Source organism: Kitasatospora sp. NPDC058170, assembly GCF_042883905.1.
GTDB lineage: Bacteria > Actinomycetota > Actinomycetes > Streptomycetales > Streptomycetaceae > Kitasatospora.
In genome coordinates this window covers 154,097-178,589 of the sequence record NZ_JBHVUV010000016.1, presented here as the reverse complement: position 1 = coordinate 178,589, position 24,493 = coordinate 154,097, and the positions used below count along the sequence as shown (strand labels likewise).

Here is a 24,493-nt window from a genome sequence, read left to right as displayed (position 1 = left end):
CTCCCGGATGGGATGAAACGGTCATCTACCCCGCGAGCCTCCTTCTTACTCATTTGAGTGAATCCCTGTGCGAGGTACTGCGTGTCGGGGTAGGAAGCGCCATGATGCTGCTCCGGTCCGTCACCGGGCGGCACCGGACGGTCACGAGGGACGGTCACGAGGGACGGTAGCGAGGGACCGTCACGGCGGGTCGCTCGGCGCCGGTCTCCCGGTGCGGGGTCGCTCGGCGCGGGTCGCCCGGCGGAAGCGGTCGGGCAGGAGTGTCACGGGGGAGGTGGACGTGACGGCGGTACAGGAGCAGGACGCGGGCGCAGCGCCGGCGGAGCCGGTCGCGCCCGCCACGCGGCGAGGTGGGCCCGGTGGGCGACGCCTGGCCGCCTGGGTCGAGGAGCCGGCGCGGCGGCCCCCGGTGCCGGCCTGGGCGGGTCTGCTGCTCGGCCTCGGCGCGCTGCTGCCGGTCGCGCTGGGGAGTCGGCTGTTCGCCCACTGGGCGCCGCCGGTGCAGGACGTGCGGCTGCAGCTGGCCGGCTCCCGGGCGGCCGCCGGGGCCGTGGTCGGCGACCGCCTCGGCGCCTACCGCGCCGCGCTGCGGGCGGACTACTGGCTGCTCGGCGGCTACACCCTGACGCTGGTGGCCGCCTGTCTGCTGGGCGGATACGTCGCCTCCCGGCCGCGGACCCGGATCGTCGCGCTCGGCGCGGCGTGCGGCGCACTGCTGGCCGGCCTGGGCGACCTCGCGGAGGACGTGCTGCTCGGCGCCGGCCTCGACCGGCTCGCGGCCGGCGGCGGCTCCGACACTCCCTTCGCCGTCGCCGCCGCCCTCGCCACCGTCAGATGGCTGCTGCTCCTGCCGGTCGGGGGGTTCGCCCTGGCCTCGCTCGCCGTCACGCTCGGCCGGGCCCTGCTCGCCGTGCTGCGGCGCGACCGCGACCCGTCGGCCCCGCAGAACCCGCAGGACCCGTCCGACCTGTCCGATCCGTCCGGGGCCGGCCGGCCCTCCGAGGGCGACCGGGCAGGCCCCGAACTGGTCCCGCCCTGGCCGGTGGCCACGGCGCACGGCGGGCGCTGGCCGCCCGGCCGCCGCGCCCACCCGCCGCTCGACCAGCACGCCCGCTGGCGCAACGGCGCCCGGGTGCCTCCCGGGCGGGAGCACGCCCGGCTCGGCTTCTGCGTCTCCGGCGGCGGGATCCGCTCGGCCTGTGTCACCCTCGGCGCGCTGCAGGCGCTGCGCCCCTGGCTGCGGCAGGCCCGCTACCTGGTGTCCGTCTCCGGCGGCGGGTACACGGTCGGGGCGCTGCAGTTGGCGCTCAGCGACTCCGCTCCCGGCTGCCCGGTGCCCGTCGTCTCCGGCCTGACCTCGGCCGACGTGATGGAGCCCGGCTCGCCCGAGGAGGACCACCTCCGGCGCCACTCCAAGTACCTGGCCGACGGCGCCGGCCAGTGGCTGGTCGCCCTCTGGACGCTGCTGCGCGGTCTGGTCGCCGCGTTGACGCTGCTGCTCGCCACCGTGCTGGTGGTCGGCCTCGGGCTCAGCCAGTTCTACCGCCTGGTGCCGCTGACCGACCTGGACGGCCTGGCCGCGATCGGTCTGGGCACCGGCGGCGGCGCCCGGCTCGGCCCGCTCGGCATCCGGCGGTCCGCCGTGGGTGCCGTCCTCGGGCTGGGGGCGGCCGCCGTGCTCTGCCGGCTGCTGTGGCTGCTGGCCTTCCCCCTGCTGGGCTGGGACAACCCGCTGCCCCGCGCCCTGCGGCGGCTCTCGCACGCGGCCCTCGCCCTGGCCGCGCTGGTGGCCACCGGGGTCCTGGTACTGCCGGGCCTGGCCTGGGGCGCGGTCCGGCTGCAGCAGGCCCTGGCGGTCGACGCGGGCCGGACCGGCGTCGGCCTCAGCGCCACCGTGCTGCTCAGCTATCTGGCGCTGCTGCTCGGCATACTGTGGCGCGGACGCCGGGCGATCGAGCTCGGCGCGGCCGGCCTCGGCCGTCTGTTGCGCGGCACCCGGCAGGTCGGCGGCCTGGCCGGCGGGCTGACCGAGTACCTGGTGGTGTGGGCGGCCCTCGCGGCGCTGTCGGTCGGGGCACTGCTCGCCCTCGGCTGGGCGATCGCCACCGGCCGCGACTGGCCCGTCTCCGCCCAGGTCCTGCTGCCGGTGGTGCTGGGCGCCGTCGGGTTCAACCTGGACCAGACGTGGATGAGCCTGCACCCGTTCTACCGGATCCGGTTGGCCTCGGCCTTCGCCGTCCGGCGGGCCACCGAGGACGGCGAGGTGCTGGCCCGCCCGTACCACTTCTTCCGGGAGCCGACCTGGCTCAGCCACTACGGCGCCCGGCACCCCGACTTCCCGCAGGTGATCTTCGCGGCCGCGGCCAACCTGTCCGGCAGCGACCGTACGCCACCCGGTCGCCGGGCGGTCTCGTTCACCTTCTCGCACGACTACGTGGGCGGTCCGGACGTCGGCTACGCCCGGACGGACCTGCTGGAGCGGCGTACCCGCGGACACATCGCCCGGGATCTGACGGTGCAGTCCGCGATGGCCGTCTCCGGCGCCGCGTTCTCCTCCGCGATGGGCCGTCAGTCCAGGGCCTACCAGGGGCTGTTCGCCGTCGCCAACTCCCGGCTCGGCACCTGGCTGCCCAACCCCGCCGCGCTCGCCGCCCAGTGGGCGCCCGAGCGGGACTGGCGGCGTGCGACCCAGCCGGCCGTGCGCCGGCTCCAGTACCAACTGCGCGAGCTGTGCGGGCGCTTCCCGATGGACGACCGCTTCCTGCTCGCCACCGACGGCGGCCACTACGAGAACCTGGGGCTGGTCGAACTGCTGCGGCACGGCGTGCGGACGGCGGTCTGCGTCGACGCCAGCGGGGACACCTCGTACGCCGCCACCGTCGCGGCCGCGATCACCCTCGCCCGCGAGGAGCTGGGCATCGTCATCACCCTGCACGGGCCCGAGCGGCTGATCCCCGGGAGCGCGGCGACGGACCGGCCGCTCGGCACCGGCGGCGGCACCGGCGCCGCAGCGGGGGCCGGGGTCGGCGAGGGACCACCGACGCCGCTGCGCGGGCTGGCGGCGCAGCTGGCCGCGCGGCTCTCCGCCACCGCGGTCGTGACCGGGGACATCCACTATCCGGATCCGCTCGACCTCGGCTTGAGCGGCGCCGGAGCGGACGGCGACAGCGACGGCGGGAGTGGAGACCGGAGTGGAGGCGGTGGCGGGCGCCACGGCACGCTGGTCCTCGTCCAGGCCGTGCTCACCCCCGGCATGCCGTACGAGCTGCACTCCTACGCGGTGGCCAACGCGGCCTTCCCGAACGACAGCACCAGCGACCAGTGGTTCGACCACCGCCAGTTCGACGCCTACCAGACGCTGGGCCGCTACCTGGGAGAGCAAGCGGCGCCCGCGGTCAAGGCGGCGCTGGCCGCGGCGGACGGCGCCCTGCCCGGCACCGGTGCGAGCGCCGCCGAGGCGCCCGGCGCCGCGCCCGCCCCGGCCCCTCCGCCGCCCCGGCGCGCCACGCAGGGGTGACAGGGCTCGCTTGACTCGTGCCCGCTTCGTCGGGAAAGATCCGGCGCATGGACTCCGGCGCCACTCTGGTATGCCGCCTGCACGTCGATCTGCGACGCCAGGCGAGTTCCATCTGTGCCTGTTGACCTTGCTCCTTCCCGCCGGTCCCGCCCTGTGACGTCTTCCGGGGTCCGCACCGCGCACTCGTCTCCGCGTTCCTGACGCGCCCCGCCGGGCGCACCCTGCCGCCGTGTCGGCGCGCCCGCCCCCGGGCTCCGCTGTCGCGCGACTCCGTCTCTCCCGTCCCTCCCGCCTTCCCCGAGGACGCCCCATGAGCCTGGACCTCGCCCCCGACCACGCCCCTTCCCCTGCCAGTGCCACCGCGATCGCCACCGCGACCGCGACCGCCCAGGCGGGACTGGTGGAGGAGGCCCGGGTCCCGCTGACGCCGAGCACGCTGCGCGAGATCGTCCGCGAGCTGGCCGAGCAGCCCGAGCAGTGGATCCACCACGTCCGGCTCTCCATGGAGGAGCGCTGGTACCGGCGGCTGGTCGCCGACCAGGACCACGAGGTCTGGCTGATCAGCTGGCTGCCCGGACAGTCCACCGGGTTCCACGACCACGGCGGCTCACGCGGCGCGTTCACCGTCGCGCTCGGCGAGCTGGAGGAGCTGTCCCTGGGCGGACCGGAGCAGGGCCTGCTGATCCGGCGGATCCCGGCCGGCACCGCCCGCGCCTTCGGCCCGGAGTACGTGCACGACGTCCGCAACACGACGGCCGGCCCGGCCGTCACCATCCACGCCTATTCGCCACCGCTGAACGAGATGGCGCACTACGACCTGCGGGCCGGCGGGCTCGTCCGCACCTCGGTGGAAGGACCGGAGCAATGGTGACCACGATCGACGACCTGGTGGAGCGTGCCCGCGAGGGCGTCCACCGCCCCCGGGCCCGTGAGGCCTACGACGCACACCTGGAGGGCGCGCTGCTGGTGGACATCCGGCCGGCCGCCCAGCGGGCCGCCGAGGGGGAGATCCCCGGCTCGCTGGTGATCGAGCGCAACGTGCTGGAGTGGCGGCTCGACCCGACGGGCAGCCACCGCATCCCGGAGGCGTCCGGGTACGACGTGGAGGTGATCGTGCTCTGCTCCGAGGGCTACGCCTCCAGTCTGGCCGCCGCCTCCCTGCGGGAGCTCGGACTGCACCGGGCGACCGACCTGGACGGCGGTTTCGTCGGCTGGGCCGCCGCCGGGCTGCCGACACGTCAGGGCGGCTGAGCGGGCCCAACGGCCCAGCGGCCCCGTGGCCTGGCGGCTGAGCAGCTCACCGGCCGTAGGACCGTACGGCCGTACGGCCCTACGGCCGAATGGCTCAAGGGCGCGGGAGCCGCCGGGCCGCAGCATCCCGCCGGGCCGGCCCACTACCCGACCGACCGTCATCCAGCGGTCCGGCTATCCCACCTGGTGGTAATTCAGGGACAGGAGGTAATTCAGGTCATAGTCTGATCAGAGTTTCCGCCGGTCCAAAGCTGGGCAGCCACGCGGGCGGAAGAACGCCCGGGCAGGTACGACGACAGATGGCTCCGACATCACGGACAGTCATCTGTCGACAAACCGCCACCGACCGACAGACCGCCACCATCGGCGCCGCCACCACCCGGGCGCCCGAGCTAGGAAACTCCCCGTGATCAGATTCGACGGCGCGGGCAAGCGCCACCCCGACGGCACGATCGCCGTCGGGGGCCTCGACCTCGACGTCCCGACCGGTCGGATAACCGTGCTGGTCGGACCGTCCGGCTGCGGCAAGACCACCCTGCTGCGCATGGTCAACCGGATGGTCGAACCGACCTCGGGGCGGGTGCTGCTGGACGGCACCGACGTCGCCGAGCTGGAGCCGGCCAAGCTGCGCCGCGGCATCGGGTACGTGATCCAGCAGGCCGGGCTCTTCCCGCACCGCAAGGTGATCGACAACATCGCCACCGTCCCCTACCTGCTCGGGTGGGACCGCCGGAAGGCCCGGGCCCGCGCCGCCGAGCTGCTGGAGCTGGTCGGCCTCGCGCCGGAGACCGGCAAGCGCTACCCGTTCCAGCTCTCCGGCGGCCAGCAGCAGCGCGTCGGCGTGGCCCGGGCGCTGGCGGCCGACCCGCCGGTCCTGCTGATGGACGAGCCGTTCAGCGCCGTCGACCCGGTGGTCCGCGCGGGCCTTCAGGACGAACTGCTGCGGCTGCAGTCCGAGCTGCGGAAGACCGTGCTGTTCGTCACGCACGACATCGAGGAGGCCGTCCGGCTCGGCGACCAGGTCGTGGTGCTGCGCGAGCAGGGCCGGATCGCCCAGCTCGCCGACCCGCACACCCTGCTCACCGCGCCCGCCGACGACGGCGTGGCCGCCTTCCTCGGGCGCGACCGCGGCCTGCGCGGACTGGGCCTGCGCTCCGCCGACGCCGTCACCACCCGCCCGGTGGCCGCCGGGCTGCAGTACGGCGGCTGGGAACTGGCGCTGGACGACGAGCGGCGCCCGATCGGCTGGATCGACCGGACCGCCGCCACCGCCGTGCTGCACCCGGCGGCCGGCTACCGGCCCGCGACCGACACCCTGCGCACCGCGCTGGACGCCGCCGTCCTCTCCCCCGCCGGCGTCGCCGTCGCGCTGGACGCCGACGGGCGGGCCACCGGCACGGCCACCCGGGAGGCGGTCCTCGCCGCACTCGCCGTCCCGGGCCCACCGGCCGAACGGACCGCCCCGGCCGCAGAGCCCCTCCCGGACGCACCGGCGGTCGCGGCCGGCCAGGGCGTCGACGCCGTCCCGCAGGAGGGCACTCCCGGTGGACGATGAACCGATCGTCCGCTGGTACTGGATCGGCGATCACCTCGGCTACCTGGGCGACCTGCTGCTCGACCACGCCGTGATCGCCCTGTTCCCGGTCCTGATCGGACTGCTGGTGGCGGTACCGCTGGGCCTGGCCTGCACCCGCTACCCCCGGCTCTACCAGCCGTTCGCCGCCGTCTTCAACGTCGTCTACGCGCTGCCCTCGCTGGCCGTGTTCGTGGTGCTCATCCCCTACACCGGGCTGGCCACCCAGGCCACCGTGATGATCCCGCTCGCCTTCTACGCGATCGCCGTCCTGCTGCCGACCACGGTGGAGGGGCTGCGCGCGGTCCCCGAGTCCGTCCGGCAGGCGGCGACCGCGATGGGGTACGGGCCGTGGCACCGGCTGACCTCCGTCGAACTGCCGGCCGCCGTCCCGTACCTGGTCGCCGGGCTGCGGGTGGCCGCGGTCTCCAGCATCTCGCTGGCGAGCGTGGGCGCGCTGGTCGGCCGCGGCGGTCTCGGCTACCTGTTCATCGACGGCTTCCAGCGGACCTTCCCGACCCCGATCGTGGCCGGGATCGTGCTGATCGCGGCGCTCGCGCTGGCCGTGGACCTGCTGCTGGTCGGCGCCCGGCGGCTGCTCGCGCCGTGGGCCGTCCGCGAGAAGGGGGCGGCCCGGTGAACTGGCTCTCCTGGCTGGGGGACTTCTTCTCCTCCCCCGACCGCCGCAGCGGCCCGGACTCGATCGTGAACCGGGTCGCCGAGCACCTGCTGCTCTCCGGCGAGGCACTGCTGTACGCCGCGCTGCTGGCCGTCCCGCTCGGACTGCTGATCGGCTACACCGGGCGCGGCGCCACCGCCGTCACCTCGCTGGCCGGCGCCGCCCGCGCGCTGCCCACGCTCGGGCTGGTCACGCTGGCGGTCCTGCTCGCCGGGGTCGGCGACACGGCCGTGCTGGTCCCGCTGGTCGCGCTCGCCGCGCCGCCGCTGCTGGTGGCCGCCGTCGAAGGGGTGCGCGGCACCGACCCGGACGTACGGGACGCGGCGCGGGGCATCGGACTGACCCACCCGCAGGTGCTGTGGCAGGTCTGCGTACCGTCCGCGCTGCCGACCCTGCTGGCGGGGTTCCGCACCGCGACCGTCCAGGTCATCGCGACGGCGACGGTCGCCGCGTACGTGGGCCTCGGCGGCCTCGGCCGCTACGTCATCGACGGGCTGGCCACCCGGAACTTCGCGGTGACGGTGGGCGGCGCACTGCTGGTGGTGCTGCTCGCGGTCGGTGCCCAGCTGTTCTTCGCCCTGCTCGCCCGCTACGCGCTCCCGCCCGGGCTGCGTGCCCAGCGCCGGGCCCGTTGATCCTCCCACCCGTTCCCGAAAGGACACACATCACCATGTCGACATCTGCCCTCCGTGGAAACGGCCGCCGCCTCCTGGTTCTCGGCACCCTCTCCGTGCTCGCCCTCGGCGCCACCGCCTGCGGCTCCTCCGGCGGCGACCCGCTGGCCTCCGGCTCGAAGACCGCCGGCTCCGGCGACGGCGCGGGCTCGACCGTGGTGGTCGGCTCGGCGAACTTCCCCGAGAACGTCCTGCTCGGCTCGATCTACTCGCAGGCGCTGAAGGCCAAGGGCGTCAAGGTCGAGGAGAAGTTCAACATCGGCAGCCGCGAGCTCCTCTACGGACAGCTCAAGGACGGCAGCCTGACCGTGCTGCCCGAGTACAACGGCGCCCTGCTCGCCTACCTGGACCCGAAGGCGACCGCCGCCACCAAGGACGAGGTCAACGCGGCGCTCGCCAAGACCCTGCCGGCCTCGCTGGGCCTGCTCGACTCCTCGCCCGCCGAGGACAAGGACTCGCTGAGCGTCAGCCAGGAGAGCGTCGACAAGTACCAGCTGAAGAGCATCACCGACCTGGCCGCCAAGGCGGGCGAGTTCACCATCGGCGGCCCGCCGGAGTTCAAGACCCGCCGCGAGCAGCAGCTCAAGGACGTCTACGGGCTGACCTTCAAGGAGTGGAAGCCGACCGGCGAGACCACGGCCAACGCCCTGAAGGACGGCTCGATCCAGGTCGGCAACGTCTTCACCACCGACCCGAAGATCACCCAGCTGAAGCTCGTGCCGCTCGCCGACCCGAAGAACATCTTCGGCGCGCAGAACGTCACCCCGCTGGTGAACAAGGCGGGTGTGGACGCCAAGGCCACGGCCGCGCTCAACACGGTGTCGGCGAAGCTGGACACGGCGGGCCTGTCCGCGCTGATGAAGCGGGTCGCCGTGGACAAGGAGGACCCGTCGGCGGTGGCCAAGGACTGGCTGAAGGCCAACGGGCTGAGCTGAGCCACAGCGATTCCGGTCGCAGTCGGGGCGGGCCGCAGCGGGGGCGGGCCCGGCCCGGCTGCGGCCCGGGGCGGCGCCGGCCGGGGCGGGGCGGGTGCGGGAGGGATCTTCCCTTGGGCGGCGCGAACATGACAGTGTGACGGGATGCGCACTCGTCTCCTCGCCGCCACCCTCACGGCATTCGCCGCGGTGAGCCTCGCCGCCTGTTCGAGCTCCGGGTCCGGGACCACCTCGGCCGCGACCGCCCCGAGCGCCCCCGCGGTCAGCACGCCCGTCGCCTCCCCGGCCGACCCCACGGCGCCCGCGTCCGCGTCCGCGCCCGCATCGGCCTCGGTGCCCGCGCCCGCCCCCACGGCCGGGACCACCGCCCCGGTGCCGCCCGCCTCGCCCGCGCCGTCGGCGACCGCCACCGACGCTCCGGCGCCGGACGCGACCGCCCCCGGCGCCCCCGCACCGTCCAAGCCCGCACCGCCCGCCGACGCCGGGCTGCCCACCAAGCCGGGCACGGACACCTCCGCCCAGCTGGTCGCCGCGCTGGACGCGATCGACCCGGCCATCGTCGGCGGCAAGCCCGACCAGGCCGTCGACCGGGCCCGCAACCAGTGCCAGTCGATGTACCAGTTCCCGAAGGACCGCGCCAAGCTGGTCGAGCTGGCCAACCAGCGCTTCACCTCCCCGGACCACCCGCAGGGCTTCGGCACCGAGAAGGCCGAGAAGATCATCGACGCGCTGCGCGGCACCCTCTGCCCGCCGGCCTGAGGCCCGGCCGGCCCGCCCCGAGCAGCCCGGTGTCCTGAGCACCGGGCCGCCGTGGCCGCGCGCAACGACCGGCGCGCGGCCACGGCACCCTGCGCGCTCGGCACGCAGGCGCCCTGCCGCGCCGCCCACACCGCCTGCACCGCCCAGGGGGCATCCCGAACTGTCGTGCGAGGCCGAGACGGAGAGGTGTACTGTCACCAGCAGGTGAGCCGGGAAGACTGGTCGGCATGATGCTGACGCCTGCCCGAGGAGAGCCGTGAACGCCGAGCCGACCGTCCCCGTCGAGTCCGCCGATTCCTCCGGGACGGCAGAACCCACCCGGGACCGCCTCGGCCCGCTGGTCCGGGTCGAGGGGCGCTGGATCATCGGCGACCACCTGGGCCGGGCCCATCTCACCTTCGAGCGCGAGGGCCTGGCGCACCGCGTCGTGGACCGGGACCCGCACCTGGTGACCTGGGACCGGCTGATGGAGCTGGGCGTGGCGGTCACCGTCGACCGGTTCTCCAGCTCCAGGTTCGGCGGCCTGTTGAGCAAGACCCCGGGCATCACCACACGCGGCTCCTGCCTGCGGGCGATGGTCCGGCACCCCTACGACATGTGGTCGCCCGAGTTCAGCCACCACCGCGCGTTCTACTCCCCCCGCGAGATCGCACTCCTGGACCCACTGCTCGGCCTCGTCGTGGAGCGCAAGCGGGCGGAGCTGCTCGGCGACGACGCCTGGCTGACCGCTGCCGTCCGCCGGATGGCGGAGCACCACTTCGCCTTCAAGTGGCGCAGCGCGGACGACCTCGTGGAGATCGTCGACGGGCTTATCGCGCAGGCTTCCTGAGGTTCGGTCAGGCGGAGCGGGATCGCCCGCCGCGAGCGGATCGTTCGTCCGGCGACGGTCGGATCGGTCCGCCGACGAACTGTTAGGAGCCTTGACAGACGAGTGGTCTAGTCCAACCATAAGCATGTCGATCCGACCGGGATGCACTGTGGGGGTGTGACCACCGGCGGCTGAGGCATTGCCCTGCCCTGCTCCGCACCGCCCCCGACCCGCACGGCGTACGCGTGCCCACGCAGCGTCGTCCGTCCGTTCCGCGTGTCCACGGGGTTCCGCACGCCCGCACGCCGCACGCCCCCACCCTGGCAGTTCCTCGGCTCCCGCAGGTCCGCAGCTCCGCGGTAACCGGCCTCACGGCTTCACGCCCGCGCAGTTGCACGGCTCCGCCACGCAATCCAGTGCTTCACCAACGTCCTGCCCCACCAAGTCTGTTGGAGAACCCATGCGTCTACGTAGAACGATCCAGGCCGCGTTGACAGCCTGTGCCACGCTGGCCGCGTCAGCCGGCCTGGTGGCCGTCGGGACGGCGTCCGCCGAGGCCGCGACCCCGCTGCCGACCCGGGTGTTCGCGCCGTACTTCGAGTCGTGGACGGGCCAGAGCCCGGCCACCCTGGCGGCCCAGTCCGGGGCGAAGCACCTGACCATGGCGTTCCTGCAGACCGTCACCAAGGGCTCGTGCACCCCGTACTGGAACGGGGACAGCTCGCTGCCCGTCTCCTCCTCCTCGTTCGGCGCCGACATCGCGGCCATCCGCGCGGCCGGCGGCGATGTCATCCCGTCCTTCGGCGGCTACACCGCCGACAACACGGGCACCGAACTCGCCGACAGCTGCACCGATGTGAACCAGATCGCGGCGGCCTTCGAGAACGTCATCACCACCTACGACATCAGCCGGATCGACCTCGACATCGAGGACAACTCGCTGACCAACACGGCCGGTATCGACCGCCGCAACAAGGCGATCAAGCTGGTGCAGGACTGGGCCGCCGCCAACGGCCGCTCGATCCAGTTCTCGTACACCCTGCCGACCACCCCCACCGGTCTGGCGTCCAGCGGGCTGGCGGTGCTGAAGAACGCGGTCACCAACAACGCCCGGATCGACGTCGTCAACATCATGACGTTCGACTACTACGACGGTGCCACCCACGACATGGCGGCCGACACCCAGACCGCCGCGACCGGCCTCTACAACCAGCTGGCCAAGCTGTACCCGACCAAGACCCCGGCGCAGCTGTGGGGTTCGGTCGGCATCATCGAGATGATCGGCGTCGACGACTACGGCCCGGCCGAGACCTTCACCGTCGCCAACGCCACCACGGTCTACAACTGGGCGGTGTCGAAGGGCATCAACACGCTGTCCTTCTGGGCCCTTCAGCGCGACAACGGCGGCTGCCCGGGCACCGCGGGCAGTGACAGCTGCTCCGGGATCAGCCAGGGCACCTGGGACTTCACCCACATCTTCGCGCCGTTCACCAGCGGCACGCCGGTCACCAACGACTTCTCGGTGGCGGTGAGTCCGGCCTCGGGCACGGTGGTGGCGGGTTCGTCCACCAGCGCGACCGTCTCCACGGCCGTCACGGCCGGTTCGGCGCAGACCGTCAACCTGGCCGTCACCGGCGCCCCGGCGGGCGTGAGCGCCACCGTGACCCCCGGCAGCGTCACCGCCGGTGCCACCGCCACGCTCAACATCACCACCACCGGTTCGGTGACGCCCGGGAGTTACCCGCTGACCGTCACCGGCAGCGCCGCCTCCGGCAGCCACACCAGCAGCTACACGCTGAAGGTGACGGGCACTCAGCCCGGCGACGACTTCTCCATCGCGGCCGCGCCGGCCGCCGGTTCGGTGGTGGCGGGTTCGTCCACCAGCGCGACCGTCTCCACGGCCGTGGCCTCGGGTGCGGCCCAGACCGTCAACCTGGCCGTCACCGGCGCCCCGGCGGGCGTGAGCGCCACCGTGACCCCCGGCAGCGTCACCGCCGGCGCCGCCGCCACGCTCAACATCACCACCACCGCCGCCACCGCGCCCGGCACCTACCCGCTGACCGTCACGGGCACCGCCGCGTCCGGCAGCCACACCGCCACGTTCACCCTGACCGTGACCGGCGGCACGCCGACCGGCCTGGTGAACGGCGGCCTGGAGACGGGCAGCCTGGCTCCGTGGACCTGCCAGAGCGGCGGCGCCGTGGTCTCCACGCCGGTCCACTCCGGCTCCCACGCGCTGCAGGCCGCGGCGAACGGCAGCCAGACCGGGCAGTGCGCGCAGACCGTCACGCTGGCGCCCAACACCTCGTACACGCTGAGTGGTTGGGTGCAGGGCAACTACGCGTACCTCGGGGTGAGCGGCGGCGCCACCGCCAGCACCTGGGCCAACGCGGCGGGCTGGACCAAGCTGACCGTCCCGTTCACCACGGGCGCGTCCGGCACGGTCACGGTCTACCTGCACGGCTGGTACGGCCAGGGCAACGTCTTCGGCGACGACTTCTCGATCGCCTGATCCGAGGCCCCGGATCCCCTTCCCACCCCCGGCGGCATTGCGGCACCCTCCGGCAGGCATCGCGGCGGCCGGCCGGGCCCCGGGTCAGCCCGCCTGGGCGGGTGCCGCGGCCGGGACGGGAACCGGTCCGACCGGACGCCAGGGGCGGCAGAGGACGAGGTAGGACGCCAGCGAGAGCAGGGCGCAGGCCAGGACGACCACGGCGAGCAGGACGGCGGAGGGGCGGCCGCCGATGCTGCTGAGCGGGGCGACGACGGCGCCGCAGAGGAAGGTGCCGGTGCCGAGCAGGGCGGAGGCGGAGCCGGCCGCCTGCGGGGGGACCAGGCTGAGGGCCTGGGCGGCGGAGTTCGGCAGGATCACGCCGAGACTGCCCATCAGGACGAACAGGGCCGGACAGACACCGAGCAGGCCGAAGTCCCACACCGCCGTCACCAGGACCAGGGCCAGCCCGGCGGCGACGGCCGTGCCGAGGCCGCCCAGCATCAGCGCGCCGGACGTGAAGCGGCGGGCCAGCACCCGCCCGTTCAGCTGGGTCACGGCCACGATCGCCAGCGAGTTGAGGCCGAACAGCAGGCTGTAGGTCTGCGGTGAGACGTGGTAGACGTGCTGGAGCACCACCGAGGAGCCGCTGATGTAGCCGAACAGCGAGCCGAAGGCGAAGGTGCTGGTCAGGACGAGTCCGAGGAACGGCTGGTCGCGCAGCAGGCCGCCCATGGTGCGCAGCGTGGTGGTGAGGCCGCCGCCGCGCCGGCTCGCGGGCGGCAGCGTCTCGCGCAGCACCGCGAAGGCGATCAGGGTGAGCAGCAGGCCGAGCGCGGCGAGGGCCCCGAAGGTGCCGCGCCAGGAGGTCACCCGGAGCAGTTGGGCGCCGAACAACGGGGCGAGGATCGGTGCGAGGCCGGATATCAGGCCGATCGAGGCGAGGAAGCGCAGCATCGCGACGCCTTCGAAGCGGTCGCGGGCGACGGCCCGGCCGATCACCAGGCCGGCGGCTCCGGCGGCGCCCTGGACGAAGCGGGCGGCCACCAGGACGGTCAGGTTGGGCGCGATGACGCAGGCCAGGCTGGCCAGGGTGTAGACGACCAGGCCGGCCAGCAGCGGGGGGCGGCGGCCGAGGCGGTCGCTGAGCGGGCCGAAGATCAGCTGGCCGGCGGCGACCCCGAACATCGAGAAGGTGAGGGTGAGCTGGACGGCGGCGGGTTGGGCGGAGAAGTCGTCGGCGATCGCGGGCAGGCCGGGGAGGTAGAGGTCGGTGGTGAGCGGGCCGAGGGCCACCAGGCCGCCGAGCATGGCGACGGTGCCGCGGCCGGGGGCGGCGGCGGGTACGGGTGCAGGTGCCACGGGACCGGGGGCGAGGGCGGGGCCGGCGGTGGCCTTGATGGCGGATGCGGCCACGGTGGCAGCGGCGGCCGGGGCGGCGGAGACGGGGGCAAGGTCAGGGGCGAGGTCAGGGGCGAGGTCGGCGGCGGGGGCGGAGTCGGGGGCGGTCGACATGTCGCCGGTGGAACCGGCGGTCGGACCAGGCATGGGGCTCCTCACAGGACGGGCGCGGGGTTTGTACTCGCTCCGTCCTACCCCAGCGCCCCCGGGTGCCGATACCCGGGGTCCGCCGCGCGGATCAGTGACCGGCCGCCCCGTCGACCCCGACCCGGCCCGGCGCCGGGCACCTCGGCGCCCGGCGCCCCGTACTCAGCACCCGGCACTCAGCTCCCGGTGCCCGGTACCCGGTGCTCAGTGCTTGGCCGCGTGCTCCGCGCGCTGGGCGGCCTGGACGGCGGCGCCGTCCTGCCAGGCGTACAGCTGGTTGCCCGCCAGCGTGACGTTGTAGTGCCCGCAGGTGCCGCTGGCCTTGGCGGTGACGCCCTCGGGGAACCAGCCGGCCTTCAGCCTCACCGGCGCCGGGTGCGACCCCTTGGTCGGCGCGGTGGTGGTGCAGCCGACGGGCAGCCGACCGTCGGGGAGGGTGGCGCGCAGCAGGCGGTCGTCCCCGGTGGTGGACATCAGGTACCGGACGGAGGCCGCGTTGTCGGGCAGCCAGGTCGGCAGCGAGCGGCCGTTCGCCTTGGCCTCGCTGCCGGTGGTGTACGTCGCCTGCTTCTGGTGGCGCTCGTCGTACCAGTCGGACACCCGCGGGCCGACCACCACGGCCGCGACGGCGAAGGCCATGCCCGTGCCCGCGACCCCGAGTGCGACCTTGCTCATGATGCCGTTCATGCCCGCCCTGCCCTCTCCCTGCCCGTTCCAGGTGTCCGGGCCCGGTGCCCGTGCCCTGTGGTCTCCATCCTGACCGGCCGTGCCCTGTCGGGGCGTCACCACGAGGTCGCGATCGGGTCTGCGACCAAGGGGGTACGGCCTCCACCTTCAGAGGTACACGCAGCCGCCGGATGTCAGGGTTGCACCGCGGTGGACTTCCGCTCAGGTCCCGCTGGGGCGCTGCTGGAGCGGGTGTCCGGCGGGACGGGTGGGGCCTGCGGGGTTCAGGTGGGGTTCAGACGGCGGCCGCGACGGGCCGCTCGACCGGGAACGGCCGGCCGTCCAGAGTCCAGTGCGGGTCGATGGGCCGGCCGAGTGCCGTGTACACCTGGGCGGCGACGTCCGGATGGCGGATCTCGCCGGTGGGCGGCGCGGCGGGGATGCCCGGACCGGCGCAGGCCACCCAGGCGGTGCGCTCCTCGGCGGTGCGTCCGCCGTGGCCGCCGGCGTCGACGTGGCCGTGGTCGGTGACGACGATGACCGTCCACGCCTCGTCCGGGTAGGTGGCGCGGCCGCGCACCGCGTCCAGCAGGCGGCCGAGGCGCTCGTCGGCGGTGCGCATCGACGCCCGGTACTCCGCTCCGCAGCCGAGGAAGTGCGCGGTCTCGTCGACCGCGCCGAGGTAGACGAAGGACGCCTCCGGGTCGGCGCCGCCCAGCACGTGCACGGCCTCCCGGGTGATCTCCTCGTCGACGGCCTCCCAGGCCTCGGGGGTGTCCTCGGCCGGGGAGACGTACGACAGGCGGCCGGGCGCCCGGAAGAGCGGGCCGCCGGACTCCCTGATCACCAGCGGGTCCCAGCCGGCCGCGACGTAGGTGCGGCGGCGGTCCTGGCGCGCCAGCCGGGTGGCGAAGTCGGGGAAGACGTCCAGCCGGTTGCCGCCCAGGTGGTTGCCCCAGACCCCGTGCTTGGCGGGCTCGACGCCGGTCACGATGGTCGCCCAGCAGGGTCCGGACATGGTGGGCGTGGAGTCCGCCACCGTGACCGGCGCCAGGAACCCGGCCTCGGCCACCTCCGCCAGCCGGGGCATCGGGACCTCCTCCAGCAGGTCGTACCGGACGCCGTCGATGCCGACGACGAGCACCCGGGGCCGGGGCAGCGGAGCTGTGGACATGGAGGGGGTTCCTTTCCGGGATGTGCGGCCGGCGGCAGACCCGCAGGCGCCGCCGACCGCGACATGATCCACGGCGCGCCGTACCGGCCGGTGTCCCCGGGGGGAACGGCCGGTGTCCGTGCGGTGTCGACGCGGCCCGGGGGCTCAGTGCGCGGTCGGCGGAGGCGGAACCGGGGCGGGCGTCACGGCGCCGGCCGGAACTCGTGGACGACCTCGATCCGGCCCGCGATGTGCCGGTTGAACTCGGGCAGCTCCTCGGCCGGTACCCAGAGTTCGAGGATCGTCCGGCCGCCGGCCTGCTGGACGGGGTAGCGGGCCAGGAAGGCGGTGTCGACCTCGAAGCGGGTGACGTAGCCGACGCCGGAGGCCGGGACGTTCCAGTCCCGGGCGATCCGGACCGCGTAGTCCTCGTTCAGCACCGGGTAGAAGATCGGCTGCTCGGGCAGCCGGGGCGGCCACGCACGCCAGTCGGCCGCCTCGACCAGAGCCAGCTCCTCGGGCCCGGTGGGGCGCCAGAGCGTCGTGGTGGGAGTGGCCGCGGGAGTAGTCGCGGGGGTGCTCGCGGGGGTGCTGGTCGGGCCGGTGGTCATGGCAGCCGACGGTAGCCGGGCCGCGGCCGGCCCGGCCAGCCGTTTTCCTTTGCCCGCGGCCGGTGCGCGACCCTCTCCGGCAGGTCCGTCAGCGGTAGGCGGACTCGCCGGTGATGGCCTCGCCGAGGACGAGGGTGTGGATCTCGCTCGTCCCCTCGTAGGTGAGCACCGACTCCAGGTTGTTGGCGTGCCGCAGGACCGGGTACTCGGTGGTGATGCCGTTGGCGCCGAGCACCGTACGGGCGCTGCGGGCGATCTCCAGCGCGGCCCGCACGTTGTTCAGCTTGCCGAAGCTGACGTGGGCCGGGCGGGCCGCGCCCTCGTCCTTGAGCCGGCCGATCCGCAGCGCGACCAGGTACGCCTTCTCCACCTCCAGCATCATCTCGACCAGCTTCTGCTGGGTCAGCTGGAACCCGGCGATCGGGCGGTCGAACTGGATCCTGCTCTTCGCGTAGTCGAGCGCGGTGGTGTAGCAGTCGCGGGCGGCGCCGACGGTGCCCCAGAGGATGCCGTAGCGCGCCTCGTTGAGGGAGGAGAGCGGGCCGCGCAGACCGGTGACGCCCGGCAGGACGGCGTCGGCGGGCAGCACGACCTCGTCGAGGACCAGCTCGCTGGTCACCGAGGCGCGCAGCGAGAGCTTGCCGTGCACGTCGTTGGCGGTGAAGCCGGGCATGCCGGGCTCGACCAGGAAGCCGCGTACGCCCTCCTCGGTCTGCGCCCAGACCACGGCGACGTCGGAGATGCTGCCGTTGGTGATCCACATCTTGCTGCCGGAGAGCACCCAGTCGCCGCCCCGGCGGCGGGCCCTGGTCCGCATGTTGGCCGGGTCGGAGCCGAAGTCCGGTTCGGTGAGGCCGAAGCAGCCGATGAGCCGGCCGGCCGCCAGGCCCGGCAGCCAGCGCTGCTTCTGCTCCTCGGAGCCGAAGGCGTGGATCGAGCGCATCGCCAGCGAGCCCGTGACGGAGACGAAGCTGCGCAGCCCGGAGTCGGCCGCCTCCAGCTCCATGCACGCCACCCCGTAGGCGACGGCCGTGGAGCCGGTGCAGCCGTAGCCGTCCAGATGCATCCCGAGGACGCCGAGCGCGCCCAGTTCGGGGGCGAGTTCGCGGGCCGGGAAGACGCCGCGGTCGTACCAGTCGCCGATGTGCGGGCGGATCCGCTCGTCGGCGAACTTCCGTACGGTGTCGCGGATCAGCCGCTCCTCGTCGGTGAGGAGGTCGCCGACGGCGAGCAGGTCGGCGGGGTCGATCCGGGTCGGCTTCGTCATTGAAGCTCCTTGTAGTCTCTGGTCGCGGCGCGGCGACGGCGACGGCCGGCGCGTGGCGGGTACCGACGAGTACAGGCGGTTCCGGCGAGTATTCCGCACGCCACGGCGGGTGGGACGGACCGGAGGCAAGGAGTGACCATGTTCACGATCAGCAGGCTGACCGCCGACGGACTCGCGGCCGCAGCGCCGGAACTGGGCGCACTGTTGGCCGCCACCGTCGCGGACGGCGCCTCGCTCGGTTTCCTCGCGCCGCTCGACCCCACCGCCGCGGCCGACTGGTGGCGGGCACTGGCCCCGGACGTGGCGGCCGGGCGGCTGCTGCTGTGGGTCGCCCGGGCGCAGGCGGACGGCCGGGTCGCGGGGACGGTGCAGCTTCGTCCGGCGACCGCCGCCAACGGGCGCCACCGGGCGGAGGTCGCCAAGCTGATGGTTCACCCGACGGCGCGCGGGCAGCGCCTCGCCGGGCGCCTGCTCGGCGCGTTGGAGGCGGCCGCCGCCGACCTGGGCATCCGGCTGCTGGTGCTGGACACCGAGACGCGGAGCCCCGCCGAGAAGATGTACGCGGCGGCCGGCTGGACCAGGGTCGGCACGGTGCCGGACTACGCCACCGACCCGACGGGCGTGCCGCACCCGACCACCATCTTCTTCAAGGCGCCGGGGTCGGTGGGCCCGTGAGCGGCGTGGGTACGATGATTCCTTCCGGAAGCCGAACGAGGGGTGGAGCATGGCGCGCTGGGCACTGATCGTCCAGGAGACCGAGGGCGTCGGCAACGACCGGATCTGGGGCACCAAGGTGCTCGACGAGCTGGAGGGCACCCGGGAGGAGGCCCTCGCCGAGCTGAAGCGCCTCGTGCCGACGTACACCCCGCAGCACCCGTTCAACAGCCGTCAGCGCACGCTGCTGCGGGACGGCGACACCTATCTGCTGATCTCCAAGGGCAGCATGCGCGACTACCACTGCGTGTTCAAGGTGTGGGAGCTGCTGTGGGACAGCAAGCGGCCCGAGATCCAGCAGGAGCGGCTGGAGGAGGGCGCGGCCGGCTAGGTCCTCAAGGGCCCGCCGCGTCGGCCGACGGCCGGTCAGGACACCCCGCACAGTCGGAGCACCGCCGTGGTCGCGGCTCCCGCGACCACGACCGCGGGGAAGGGCGCGCGGCGCAGGGCGAGGATCCCGGCGACCAGGACGCCGCCCGGCCGCGCCCAGCCGGCGAAGCCCTGGCCCTGGGTGAGGGCTCCGGTGGCGACGAGGGCGACCAGCAGCACGGCGGCGGCCACCGAGAGCAGCCGCTGCACGCGGTCGGAGATGGTCAGGCGGTGGCCGAGCACCGGTCCGGCGATCCGGAACGCGTAGGTGCCGACGGCCAGCAGCAGGATGGCGAGCAGGGGCATCAGTGGGCCTCCTTGGCGAAGTCCGCGCGTCGCTCCCGGGTCGCCGACTCCCCTTCGAGACCGGACCGGCCTTCGAGACCAGACCGCCCTTCGGGGCCCGACTCACCCGCGCGGTCCGGCTGCGCGCGCCCGGCGAGCAGCAGCCCGGCGAGGGCCAGCAGGACGGGCAGGCCGGCGGGCAGGAACGGTGTGGCCGCCACGGCGAGGGCCGCGCCGAACAGGGCGGCGTTGCGCGTGCGGCGCTCCTCCAGCGAGGGCAGGACGAGGGCGAGCAGGACGGCCGGGAAGGCGGCGTCCAGTCCGAGGGCGTCGGTGTCCCCGATGAAGCCGCCGGCGGCCGCACCGAGGAGGACGGCGGCGTTCCAGACCACGAACAGCGCGAGGCCGCAGAGCCAGAACGCCGCCCGCCGCCGGGGCCGGTCGGGTTGGAGCAGGGTGAAGGCGACGGTCTCGTCCGTCAGCAGGTGCGCACCGAGCAGCCGCCGCCACCGGGGGCCGTCGAGCACCCCGGCGACGGTGAAGCCGAACGGCAGCAGGCGGGCGTTGAGCACCAGTCCGGTCGCGACGGCGGCGAGTACGCCGCCGCCCGAGAGCACCACACCGATGGCGGCGAACTGGGCACCGCCGGCGAAGACGAGGACGGACATGGCGACCGGGACCCAGAGCGGCAGGCCGCCGGAGACGCCGATCGCGCCGAAGGAGACGCCGACGAGGGCGTCGGCGAGGCAGACCAGAGCGATGTCACGGAGCGTGGCACGTTCGAGGGTTCGTGATAGCGAACGCATGTCCAGTAGAGTGAACCCGATGACCGTCGTTCGTCAAGCCGAACGAATGGACCTGTGGAGCGAACGCATGAGTGCGAACAGCGTCGGCAACACCTCCCCGGGCTCGGCCCCGGCCTCAGGCTCCGGCTCCGGCTCCGGCTCCGGCTCCGGCTCCGGCTCGGAGCTGATCGGACTGATCGCCGCCGCCATCCGGCGGGAGCGCGAGCGCGCCGGGCTCTCGATGGCCGAGCTGGCCCGGCGGGCGGGGATCGCCAAGTCCACGCTGTCGCAGCTGGAGTCGGGCGCGGGCAACCCGAGCGTGGAGACCCTCTGGGCGCTCGGCGTCGCGCTGGACGTGCCGTTCAGCCGGCTCGTCGACCCGCCGCGCCCGGTGGTGCGGGTGATCCGGGCGGGCGAGGGGCCGGTCACCCACTCCGAGCGGGCCGACTACGCCGCCACCCTGCTGGCCTCCTGCCCGCCCAACGCCCGTCGCGACATCTACCGGATCGAGGCCCAGCCGGGCGAGACCCGGGCCTCCGACCCGCACATGCCGGGCACGGTCGAGCACGTGCTGCTGAGCGCCGGGCGGGCGCTGGCCGGACCGGCGGACGCTCCGGTGGAGCTCGGCCCGGGCGACTACGTCAGCTACCCGGGCGACGCTCCGCACGTGTTCCGCGCCCTGGCGGCGGGGACGCTCGCCGTGATCGTGATGGAGCACGTCTGAGCGGACCGGCTCACCTCAACAGCCCGTCCAGGAAGGCGTTTCCGAACACCCGGTGCGGGTCGTGGCGGTCCAGCACGGCGACCGCCTCGTCCCAGCCCGCGCCGCCGCCGGCCCGGTGCCCGGCGGGGATGACCCGGCCGAGCACGTCCGGATCGGCCCAGGCGGCGTCGTCGGTGTAGGCCCAGCCCTTGGACCACTCGACGCGCAGTCCGGCCCGGCCGCCGTCGAAGGTGCGCAGCAGGAACTGTTCGATCTCCCGGTAGAACCGGTGGAGTCCGGGGGTGCCGGGCAGGCTGAGGATGTCGATCCAGACGGCGGTGTCCCACTCCGGGCGGTCGGGGCGGGGACGCAGGGCCGAGAGCAGGGGCGGCCGGGCGCCGGGCACCCCGGACGAGGCGGGGTCGTCCAGGCCGGTGACCCGGATCTCCACCGCGCCGTTCACCGGGAACTCGCCGCGCGCCCGGTAGGTGTCCAGCAACTGCCGGTAGTAGGCGGCGAATTCGGAGACCACCCACTGCAGGTCGGCGCGCCGGGCGAGGACAGCGTAGCCGTTGGCGGTGACCCGCAGGGTGGTGGGGCGGACGTACTGCAGCAGGGTGCGCGAGGGGCCCCAGAGGTCGGAGCGCAGGCCGCCGGCCAGCAGGTGGGTGAGGATCTCGCCGGTGAGCAGGTCGCGGATCAGTCCGCCGGAGAGCAGTACGTCGGTGATGTCGCCGGTGAGTGCCACTTTGGCGACGAGGTACTGGAGTTGGCCGAAGAGCGGGGCCGATGCCCAGGTGCCGGAGACGAGTTGGCCGGCCAGTCGGGCGACGGGTTCCGGGATGCTGTCGGAGAAGGGGTAGTTGTAGGGCTCGTCCACGGAGCGGGAGCCGAAGGGGCGGTTCGGGGCGAGCGTCCAGGTCTTCAGCCAGGGGCGGTCGGTGTAGGCGAACCAGATGGCCTCCGCGCGTCCGTCGCGGTCGACGAAGTCGGCGAAGGTGCGGGGGCGGCCGGCCGTGCCGGGCGGGGCGAACAGCTCGGTCGCCGGGATGTCCAGCCGGCTGACGCAGCGCAGCGGCCGGTCGGCTCCGGCGCGCAGGACGACCTCGGTCACGAAGGCCCGGCCGAGGTGGACGAGGAAGGCGGCGCTGTCGGCCTCGGCGCGGTCGAAGGTGCGCAGCGCGTAGCGGCCGGTGGCCGGGTCGTGGACGACGGCGGTGAGCCGGGTGACCTGGTTGCTGAGCGAGCCGTAGCCGTGGCCGTCGGGACGGGTCTCGCCGGCGGCGGGGACGGCGGTCCCGTGGCCGCCGATGGCGAGGACGCCGCCGACGGTGAGTTCGCCGGGCGCGGGGCAGGCGGTGACGCCGAGGCCGCGGGCGGCGAGGTGGGCGAGCAGGTCCTCCATCGTGGCGCCGGTCTGGACCCGGACGGTGGCCGGGGAGTCCGCGGTGATGGCGGTCAGGTGGCGGCTGGTGTCGAGCAGCAGGACGCGGGCCGACCCGGGGGTCGCGTCGGCGACGGTGAGCGGCGCCCAGGTGTGCCGGTGGCCGTGGGCGCGCAGCCGCCAGCCGTTGGCGTGGGCCCAGTCGGCGAGGGCGGGGACCTCCTCGGGGGTGCGCGGGGCGCAGGTCCAGAGCTGGTCGGTGCGGATCTCGCCGGCCCAGTTCTCGTACACCCGCTGGTAGAGCTCGGTGCCGGCCGGCAGTGCGGGCGGTACCGGCGCGGTCGCCTCGGCGCTGCCCGGCGCGAGCGTCCCGCGGAGCAGCCAGGCCGCGCCACCGAGCGCCGCCGAGGCTCCCAGCAGCTCCCGCCGGTTGAGGCCGTCCCCGTGTCGCCGTCCCGTCGTCATGCGTCCGCCCTCTGCTCGGTGGTGGTCCCGCCCCGGTGATCATCGGTGATCATTCGCCCGGTGCCCGGGCGAGCGTACGAACCCGGGCGTCCGGTTGCGGGGCGAATGGTCGCGATCTTCACATGGTGTTCACTCGTTCGAGTGAAGATCGCCCATTCCGCCCCCGGCCGGCCCGGGTGGTGGTGATCATCACCCGCCGGTCCCGGCCCCGCCGACGGCCCGGCAGCCGGGCCGGCAGCCGTTCCGGTGCGCCCTGTTCGCGGCGCTCTCCCCGGGGGGAAATACCCGGGGCGGCGGCGGGGCTGTCGTGATCGGAAACGGATCAGGCCGACCAGGAGGTGTGGCGCGCGATGGGTGACCAGGACGTGACGGGCGACGGGCAGCAGTACCGGACCGAGCACGACTCGATGGGCGAGGTGCGGGTGCCGGCCGCGGCGAAGTGGCAGGCCCAGACGCAGCGGGCGGTGGAGAACTTCCCGGTGTCGGGCCAGCGCCTGGAGCGGGCGCACATCGCCGCCCTGGCCCGGATCAAGGCGGCCGCGGCCCGGGTGAACGCCCGGCTCGGGGTGCTGGAGGAGGAGACGGCCGAGGCGATCGCGGCGGCCGCCGAGGAGGTCGCGGAGGGCCGCTGGGACGCGCAGTTCCCGGTGGACGTGTTCCAGACCGGCTCGGGAACGTCCTCCAACATGAACACCAACGAGGTGCTCGCCACCCTGGCCGGCGAGCGGCTCGGCCGGCCGGTCCACCCGAACGACCACGTCAACGCGAGCCAGTCCTCCAACGACGTGTTCCCGTCCTCGATCCACATCGCGGCCACCGCCGCCGTCACGCACGACCTGATCCCGGCGCTGGAGCACCTGGCGGAGGCGCTGGAGCGCAAGGCGGCGGAGTTCTCGCAGGTGGTGAAGTCCGGCCGGACGCACCTGATGGACGCCACGCCCGTCACCCTCGGCCAGGAGTTCGCCGGGTACGCGGCGCAGGTCCGGCACGGGCGGGAGCGGCTGCTGGCCACGCTCCCCCGGGTCGCCGAACTGCCGTTGGGCGGCACGGCGGTGGGTACCGGCATCAACACCCCGCCGGGGTTCGCCGCAGCCGTGATCGAGGAGGTGGCCCGCGCCACCGGACTGCCGCTGACCGAGGCCCGCGACCACTTCGAGGCGCAGGGCGCCCGGGACGGCCTGGTGGAGCTGAGCGGCCAGCTGCGGACCGTCGCGGTCGGCTTCACCAAGATCGCCAACGATCTGCGGTGGATGGGCTCGGGCCCGCGCACCGGGCTCGGCGAGATCAACCTGCCGGATCTGCAGCCGGGTTCGTCGATCATGCCGGGCAAGGTCAACCCGGTGCTGCCCGAGGTGGTGCTGATGGTCGCGGCCCAGGTCGTCGGCAACGACGCCACCGTCACGGTGGCCGGCGCCAGCGGCAACTTCGAGCTCAACGTGATGCTCCCGGTGATCGCCCGCAACGTGCTGGAGTCGATCCGGCTGCTCGCCAACTCCGCCCGGCTGCTGGCCGACCGGGCGGTGGACGGCATCACCGCCAACGTCGAGCGGGCCCGGGAGTACGCGGAGTCCTCGCCCTCGGTGGTCACCCCGCTGAACCGGTACATCGGCTACGAGGAGGCCGCCAAGGTCGCCAAGCGGGCGCTGGCCGAGCGCAAGACCATCCGCCAGGTCGTCCTGGAGCAGGGCTACGTGGAGCAGGGCAGGCTCACCCTGGAGCAGCTGGACGAGGCGCTGGACGTCCTGCGGATGACCCGCCCGTAGCCGCTTCGGTCCCACACCCCGCCGAACCGCACCCCGGCGGGCCGCACCGCACCCCGGCGGCCCGCGGCCCGGGACGCCGCCGGGGCGCGGAGG

General features: G+C 74.2%; 23 protein-coding genes. 15 read left to right on the top strand and 8 right to left on the bottom strand.

What is annotated here, in order from left to right; all coding sequences use genetic code 11:
- The first annotated feature begins 280 nt into the window (after positions 1-280).
- From ACFVVX_RS19790 to ACFVVX_RS19740, 11 genes are all read left to right on the top strand, one after another.
- Positions 281-3,517, top strand: coding sequence for a hypothetical protein (locus ACFVVX_RS19790; protein ID WP_387947206.1), 3,237 nt, complete (start codon positions 281-283; stop codon positions 3,515-3,517).
- Positions 3,518-3,564: 47 nt separating this feature from the next.
- Complete coding sequence (locus tag ACFVVX_RS19785) at positions 3,565-3,642, top strand: putative leader peptide (protein ID WP_107086570.1); 78 nt, start codon at positions 3,565-3,567, stop codon at positions 3,640-3,642.
- A 185-nt stretch (positions 3,643-3,827) separates the two neighbouring features.
- Positions 3,828-4,388 carry a cysteine dioxygenase gene (locus tag ACFVVX_RS19780; protein WP_387947204.1) on the top strand — a complete coding sequence of 187 codons (561 nt, stop codon included), beginning with the start codon at positions 3,828-3,830 and terminating at the stop codon, positions 4,386-4,388.
- A complete protein-coding gene (locus ACFVVX_RS19775; protein WP_387947202.1) occupies positions 4,382-4,768 on the top strand; it encodes a rhodanese-like domain-containing protein in 387 nt (128 codons plus the stop codon). Before ACFVVX_RS19780 ends, ACFVVX_RS19775 begins: the two co-directional genes overlap by 7 nt.
- A 406-nt stretch (positions 4,769-5,174) precedes the next feature.
- Positions 5,175-6,323: an ABC transporter ATP-binding protein gene (locus tag ACFVVX_RS19770; protein ID WP_387947200.1), complete on the top strand. Its 1,149-nt coding sequence runs from the start codon at positions 5,175-5,177 to the stop codon at positions 6,321-6,323.
- A complete protein-coding gene (locus ACFVVX_RS19765; RefSeq protein ID WP_387947198.1) occupies positions 6,313-6,981 on the top strand; it encodes an ABC transporter permease in 669 nt (222 codons plus the stop codon). The genes ACFVVX_RS19770 and ACFVVX_RS19765 overlap by 11 nt, the downstream gene beginning before the upstream one ends.
- Positions 6,978-7,655, top strand: a complete 678-nt coding sequence (locus tag ACFVVX_RS19760) for an ABC transporter permease (RefSeq protein ID WP_387947196.1) — start codon at positions 6,978-6,980, stop codon at positions 7,653-7,655. Before ACFVVX_RS19765 ends, ACFVVX_RS19760 begins: the two co-directional genes overlap by 4 nt.
- A gap of 35 nt (positions 7,656-7,690) precedes the next feature.
- Positions 7,691-8,629, top strand: a complete 939-nt coding sequence (locus ACFVVX_RS19755; RefSeq protein WP_387947194.1) for an ABC transporter substrate-binding protein — start codon at positions 7,691-7,693, stop codon at positions 8,627-8,629.
- Between the two features lie 144 nt (positions 8,630-8,773).
- Positions 8,774-9,388: a hypothetical protein gene (locus ACFVVX_RS19750; RefSeq protein WP_387947192.1), complete on the top strand. Its 615-nt coding sequence runs from the start codon at positions 8,774-8,776 to the stop codon at positions 9,386-9,388.
- 256 nt (positions 9,389-9,644) lie between these two features.
- Positions 9,645-10,217 carry a hypothetical protein gene (locus tag ACFVVX_RS19745; RefSeq protein ID WP_387947190.1) on the top strand — a complete coding sequence of 191 codons (573 nt, stop codon included), beginning with the start codon at positions 9,645-9,647 and terminating at the stop codon, positions 10,215-10,217.
- A gap of 439 nt (positions 10,218-10,656) precedes the next feature.
- Positions 10,657-12,708 carry a glycosyl hydrolase family 18 protein gene (locus ACFVVX_RS19740; RefSeq protein WP_387947188.1) on the top strand — a complete coding sequence of 684 codons (2,052 nt, stop codon included), beginning with the start codon at positions 10,657-10,659 and terminating at the stop codon, positions 12,706-12,708.
- A gap of 84 nt (positions 12,709-12,792) precedes the next feature.
- On the opposite strand, the gene ACFVVX_RS19735 is transcribed toward ACFVVX_RS19740, so the two are convergent.
- From ACFVVX_RS19735 to ACFVVX_RS19715, 5 genes are all read right to left on the bottom strand, one after another.
- The gene (locus ACFVVX_RS19735) at positions 12,793-14,235 is read right to left on the bottom strand and encodes a multidrug effflux MFS transporter (RefSeq protein WP_387947186.1); all 1,443 of its coding nucleotides are present in this window, start codon (positions 14,233-14,235) and stop codon (positions 12,793-12,795) included.
- 204 nt (positions 14,236-14,439) lie between these two features.
- On the bottom strand, positions 14,440-14,910 hold the full coding sequence (locus tag ACFVVX_RS19730) for a hypothetical protein (RefSeq protein WP_387947184.1): 471 nt from the start codon (positions 14,908-14,910) through the stop codon (positions 14,440-14,442).
- 286 nt (positions 14,911-15,196) lie between these two features.
- Positions 15,197-16,075 carry an alkaline phosphatase family protein gene (locus ACFVVX_RS19725; protein ID WP_387947182.1) on the bottom strand — a complete coding sequence of 293 codons (879 nt, stop codon included), beginning with the start codon at positions 16,073-16,075 and terminating at the stop codon, positions 15,197-15,199.
- Positions 16,076-16,257: 182 nt separating this feature from the next.
- Positions 16,258-16,665, bottom strand: coding sequence for an ADP-ribosylation/crystallin J1 (locus ACFVVX_RS19720; RefSeq protein ID WP_387947180.1), 408 nt, complete (start codon positions 16,663-16,665; stop codon positions 16,258-16,260).
- An 88-nt stretch (positions 16,666-16,753) separates the two neighbouring features.
- The gene (locus ACFVVX_RS19715) at positions 16,754-17,932 is read right to left on the bottom strand and encodes an acyl-CoA dehydrogenase family protein (protein ID WP_387947178.1); all 1,179 of its coding nucleotides are present in this window, start codon (positions 17,930-17,932) and stop codon (positions 16,754-16,756) included.
- Positions 17,933-18,070: 138 nt separating this feature from the next.
- Between ACFVVX_RS19715 and ACFVVX_RS19710 the strand changes: the two genes are divergently transcribed.
- On the top strand, positions 18,071-18,607 hold the full coding sequence (locus ACFVVX_RS19710) for a GNAT family N-acetyltransferase (protein ID WP_387947176.1): 537 nt from the start codon (positions 18,071-18,073) through the stop codon (positions 18,605-18,607).
- Between the two features lie 49 nt (positions 18,608-18,656).
- Complete coding sequence (locus tag ACFVVX_RS19705; RefSeq protein WP_387947174.1) at positions 18,657-18,977, top strand: hypothetical protein; 321 nt, start codon at positions 18,657-18,659, stop codon at positions 18,975-18,977.
- A gap of 35 nt (positions 18,978-19,012) precedes the next feature.
- Here the strand turns inward: ACFVVX_RS19705 and ACFVVX_RS19700 are convergent, their stop codons facing one another.
- Both ACFVVX_RS19700 and ACFVVX_RS19695 read right to left on the bottom strand, forming a co-directional pair.
- Positions 19,013-19,321, bottom strand: coding sequence for an AzlD domain-containing protein (locus ACFVVX_RS19700; RefSeq protein WP_387947172.1), 309 nt, complete (start codon positions 19,319-19,321; stop codon positions 19,013-19,015).
- The gene (locus ACFVVX_RS19695) at positions 19,321-20,106 is read right to left on the bottom strand and encodes an AzlC family ABC transporter permease (RefSeq protein WP_387947170.1); all 786 of its coding nucleotides are present in this window, start codon (positions 20,104-20,106) and stop codon (positions 19,321-19,323) included. The genes ACFVVX_RS19700 and ACFVVX_RS19695 overlap by 1 nt, the downstream gene beginning before the upstream one ends.
- Before the next feature lie 220 nt (positions 20,107-20,326).
- Between ACFVVX_RS19695 and ACFVVX_RS19690 the strand changes: the two genes are divergently transcribed.
- The gene (locus tag ACFVVX_RS19690) at positions 20,327-20,809 is read left to right on the top strand and encodes a helix-turn-helix domain-containing protein (RefSeq protein WP_387947263.1); all 483 of its coding nucleotides are present in this window, start codon (positions 20,327-20,329) and stop codon (positions 20,807-20,809) included.
- Between the two features lie 10 nt (positions 20,810-20,819).
- On the opposite strand, the gene ACFVVX_RS19685 is transcribed toward ACFVVX_RS19690, so the two are convergent.
- On the bottom strand, positions 20,820-22,637 hold the full coding sequence (locus tag ACFVVX_RS19685) for a cholesterol oxidase substrate-binding domain-containing protein (protein WP_387947168.1): 1,818 nt from the start codon (positions 22,635-22,637) through the stop codon (positions 20,820-20,822).
- Positions 22,638-22,987: 350 nt separating this feature from the next.
- On the opposite strand from ACFVVX_RS19685, the gene ACFVVX_RS19680 reads away from it, so the two are divergent.
- On the top strand, positions 22,988-24,400 hold the full coding sequence (locus ACFVVX_RS19680; protein ID WP_387947167.1) for a class II fumarate hydratase: 1,413 nt from the start codon (positions 22,988-22,990) through the stop codon (positions 24,398-24,400).
- Positions 24,401-24,493 lie beyond the last annotated feature (93 nt).

What these genes read in the sequence shown, in the direction of transcription:
- ACFVVX_RS19725 (WP_387947182.1), bottom strand. Translation starts at nt 16,075, where the DNA reads ATGTCCACAGCTCCGCTGCCCCGGCCCCGGGTGCTCGTCGTCGGCATC.
- ACFVVX_RS19680 (WP_387947167.1), top strand. Translation starts at nt 22,988, where the DNA reads ATGGGTGACCAGGACGTGACGGGCGACGGGCAGCAGTACCGGACCGAG.
- ACFVVX_RS19740 (WP_387947188.1), top strand. Translation starts at nt 10,657, where the DNA reads ATGCGTCTACGTAGAACGATCCAGGCCGCGTTGACAGCCTGTGCCACG.
- ACFVVX_RS19775 (WP_387947202.1), top strand. Translation starts at nt 4,382, where the DNA reads ATGGTGACCACGATCGACGACCTGGTGGAGCGTGCCCGCGAGGGCGTC.
- ACFVVX_RS19720 (WP_387947180.1), bottom strand. Translation starts at nt 16,665, where the DNA reads ATGACCACCGGCCCGACCAGCACCCCCGCGAGCACCCCCGCGACTACT.
- ACFVVX_RS19685 (WP_387947168.1), bottom strand. Translation starts at nt 22,637, where the DNA reads ATGACGACGGGACGGCGACACGGGGACGGCCTCAACCGGCGGGAGCTG.
- ACFVVX_RS19730 (WP_387947184.1), bottom strand. Translation starts at nt 14,910, where the DNA reads ATGAGCAAGGTCGCACTCGGGGTCGCGGGCACGGGCATGGCCTTCGCC.
- ACFVVX_RS19755 (WP_387947194.1), top strand. Translation starts at nt 7,691, where the DNA reads ATGTCGACATCTGCCCTCCGTGGAAACGGCCGCCGCCTCCTGGTTCTC.
- ACFVVX_RS19785 (WP_107086570.1), top strand. Translation starts at nt 3,565, where the DNA reads ATGGACTCCGGCGCCACTCTGGTATGCCGCCTGCACGTCGATCTGCGA.
- ACFVVX_RS19705 (WP_387947174.1), top strand. Translation starts at nt 18,657, where the DNA reads ATGGCGCGCTGGGCACTGATCGTCCAGGAGACCGAGGGCGTCGGCAAC.
- ACFVVX_RS19700 (WP_387947172.1), bottom strand. Translation starts at nt 19,321, where the DNA reads ATGCCCCTGCTCGCCATCCTGCTGCTGGCCGTCGGCACCTACGCGTTC.
- ACFVVX_RS19750 (WP_387947192.1), top strand. Translation starts at nt 8,774, where the DNA reads ATGCGCACTCGTCTCCTCGCCGCCACCCTCACGGCATTCGCCGCGGTG.
- ACFVVX_RS19715 (WP_387947178.1), bottom strand. Translation starts at nt 17,932, where the DNA reads ATGACGAAGCCGACCCGGATCGACCCCGCCGACCTGCTCGCCGTCGGC.
- ACFVVX_RS19710 (WP_387947176.1), top strand. Translation starts at nt 18,071, where the DNA reads ATGTTCACGATCAGCAGGCTGACCGCCGACGGACTCGCGGCCGCAGCG.
- ACFVVX_RS19735 (WP_387947186.1), bottom strand. Translation starts at nt 14,235, where the DNA reads ATGCCTGGTCCGACCGCCGGTTCCACCGGCGACATGTCGACCGCCCCC.
- ACFVVX_RS19780 (WP_387947204.1), top strand. Translation starts at nt 3,828, where the DNA reads ATGAGCCTGGACCTCGCCCCCGACCACGCCCCTTCCCCTGCCAGTGCC.
- ACFVVX_RS19690 (WP_387947263.1), top strand. Translation starts at nt 20,327, where the DNA reads ATGGCCGAGCTGGCCCGGCGGGCGGGGATCGCCAAGTCCACGCTGTCG.
- ACFVVX_RS19695 (WP_387947170.1), bottom strand. Translation starts at nt 20,106, where the DNA reads ATGCGTTCGCTATCACGAACCCTCGAACGTGCCACGCTCCGTGACATC.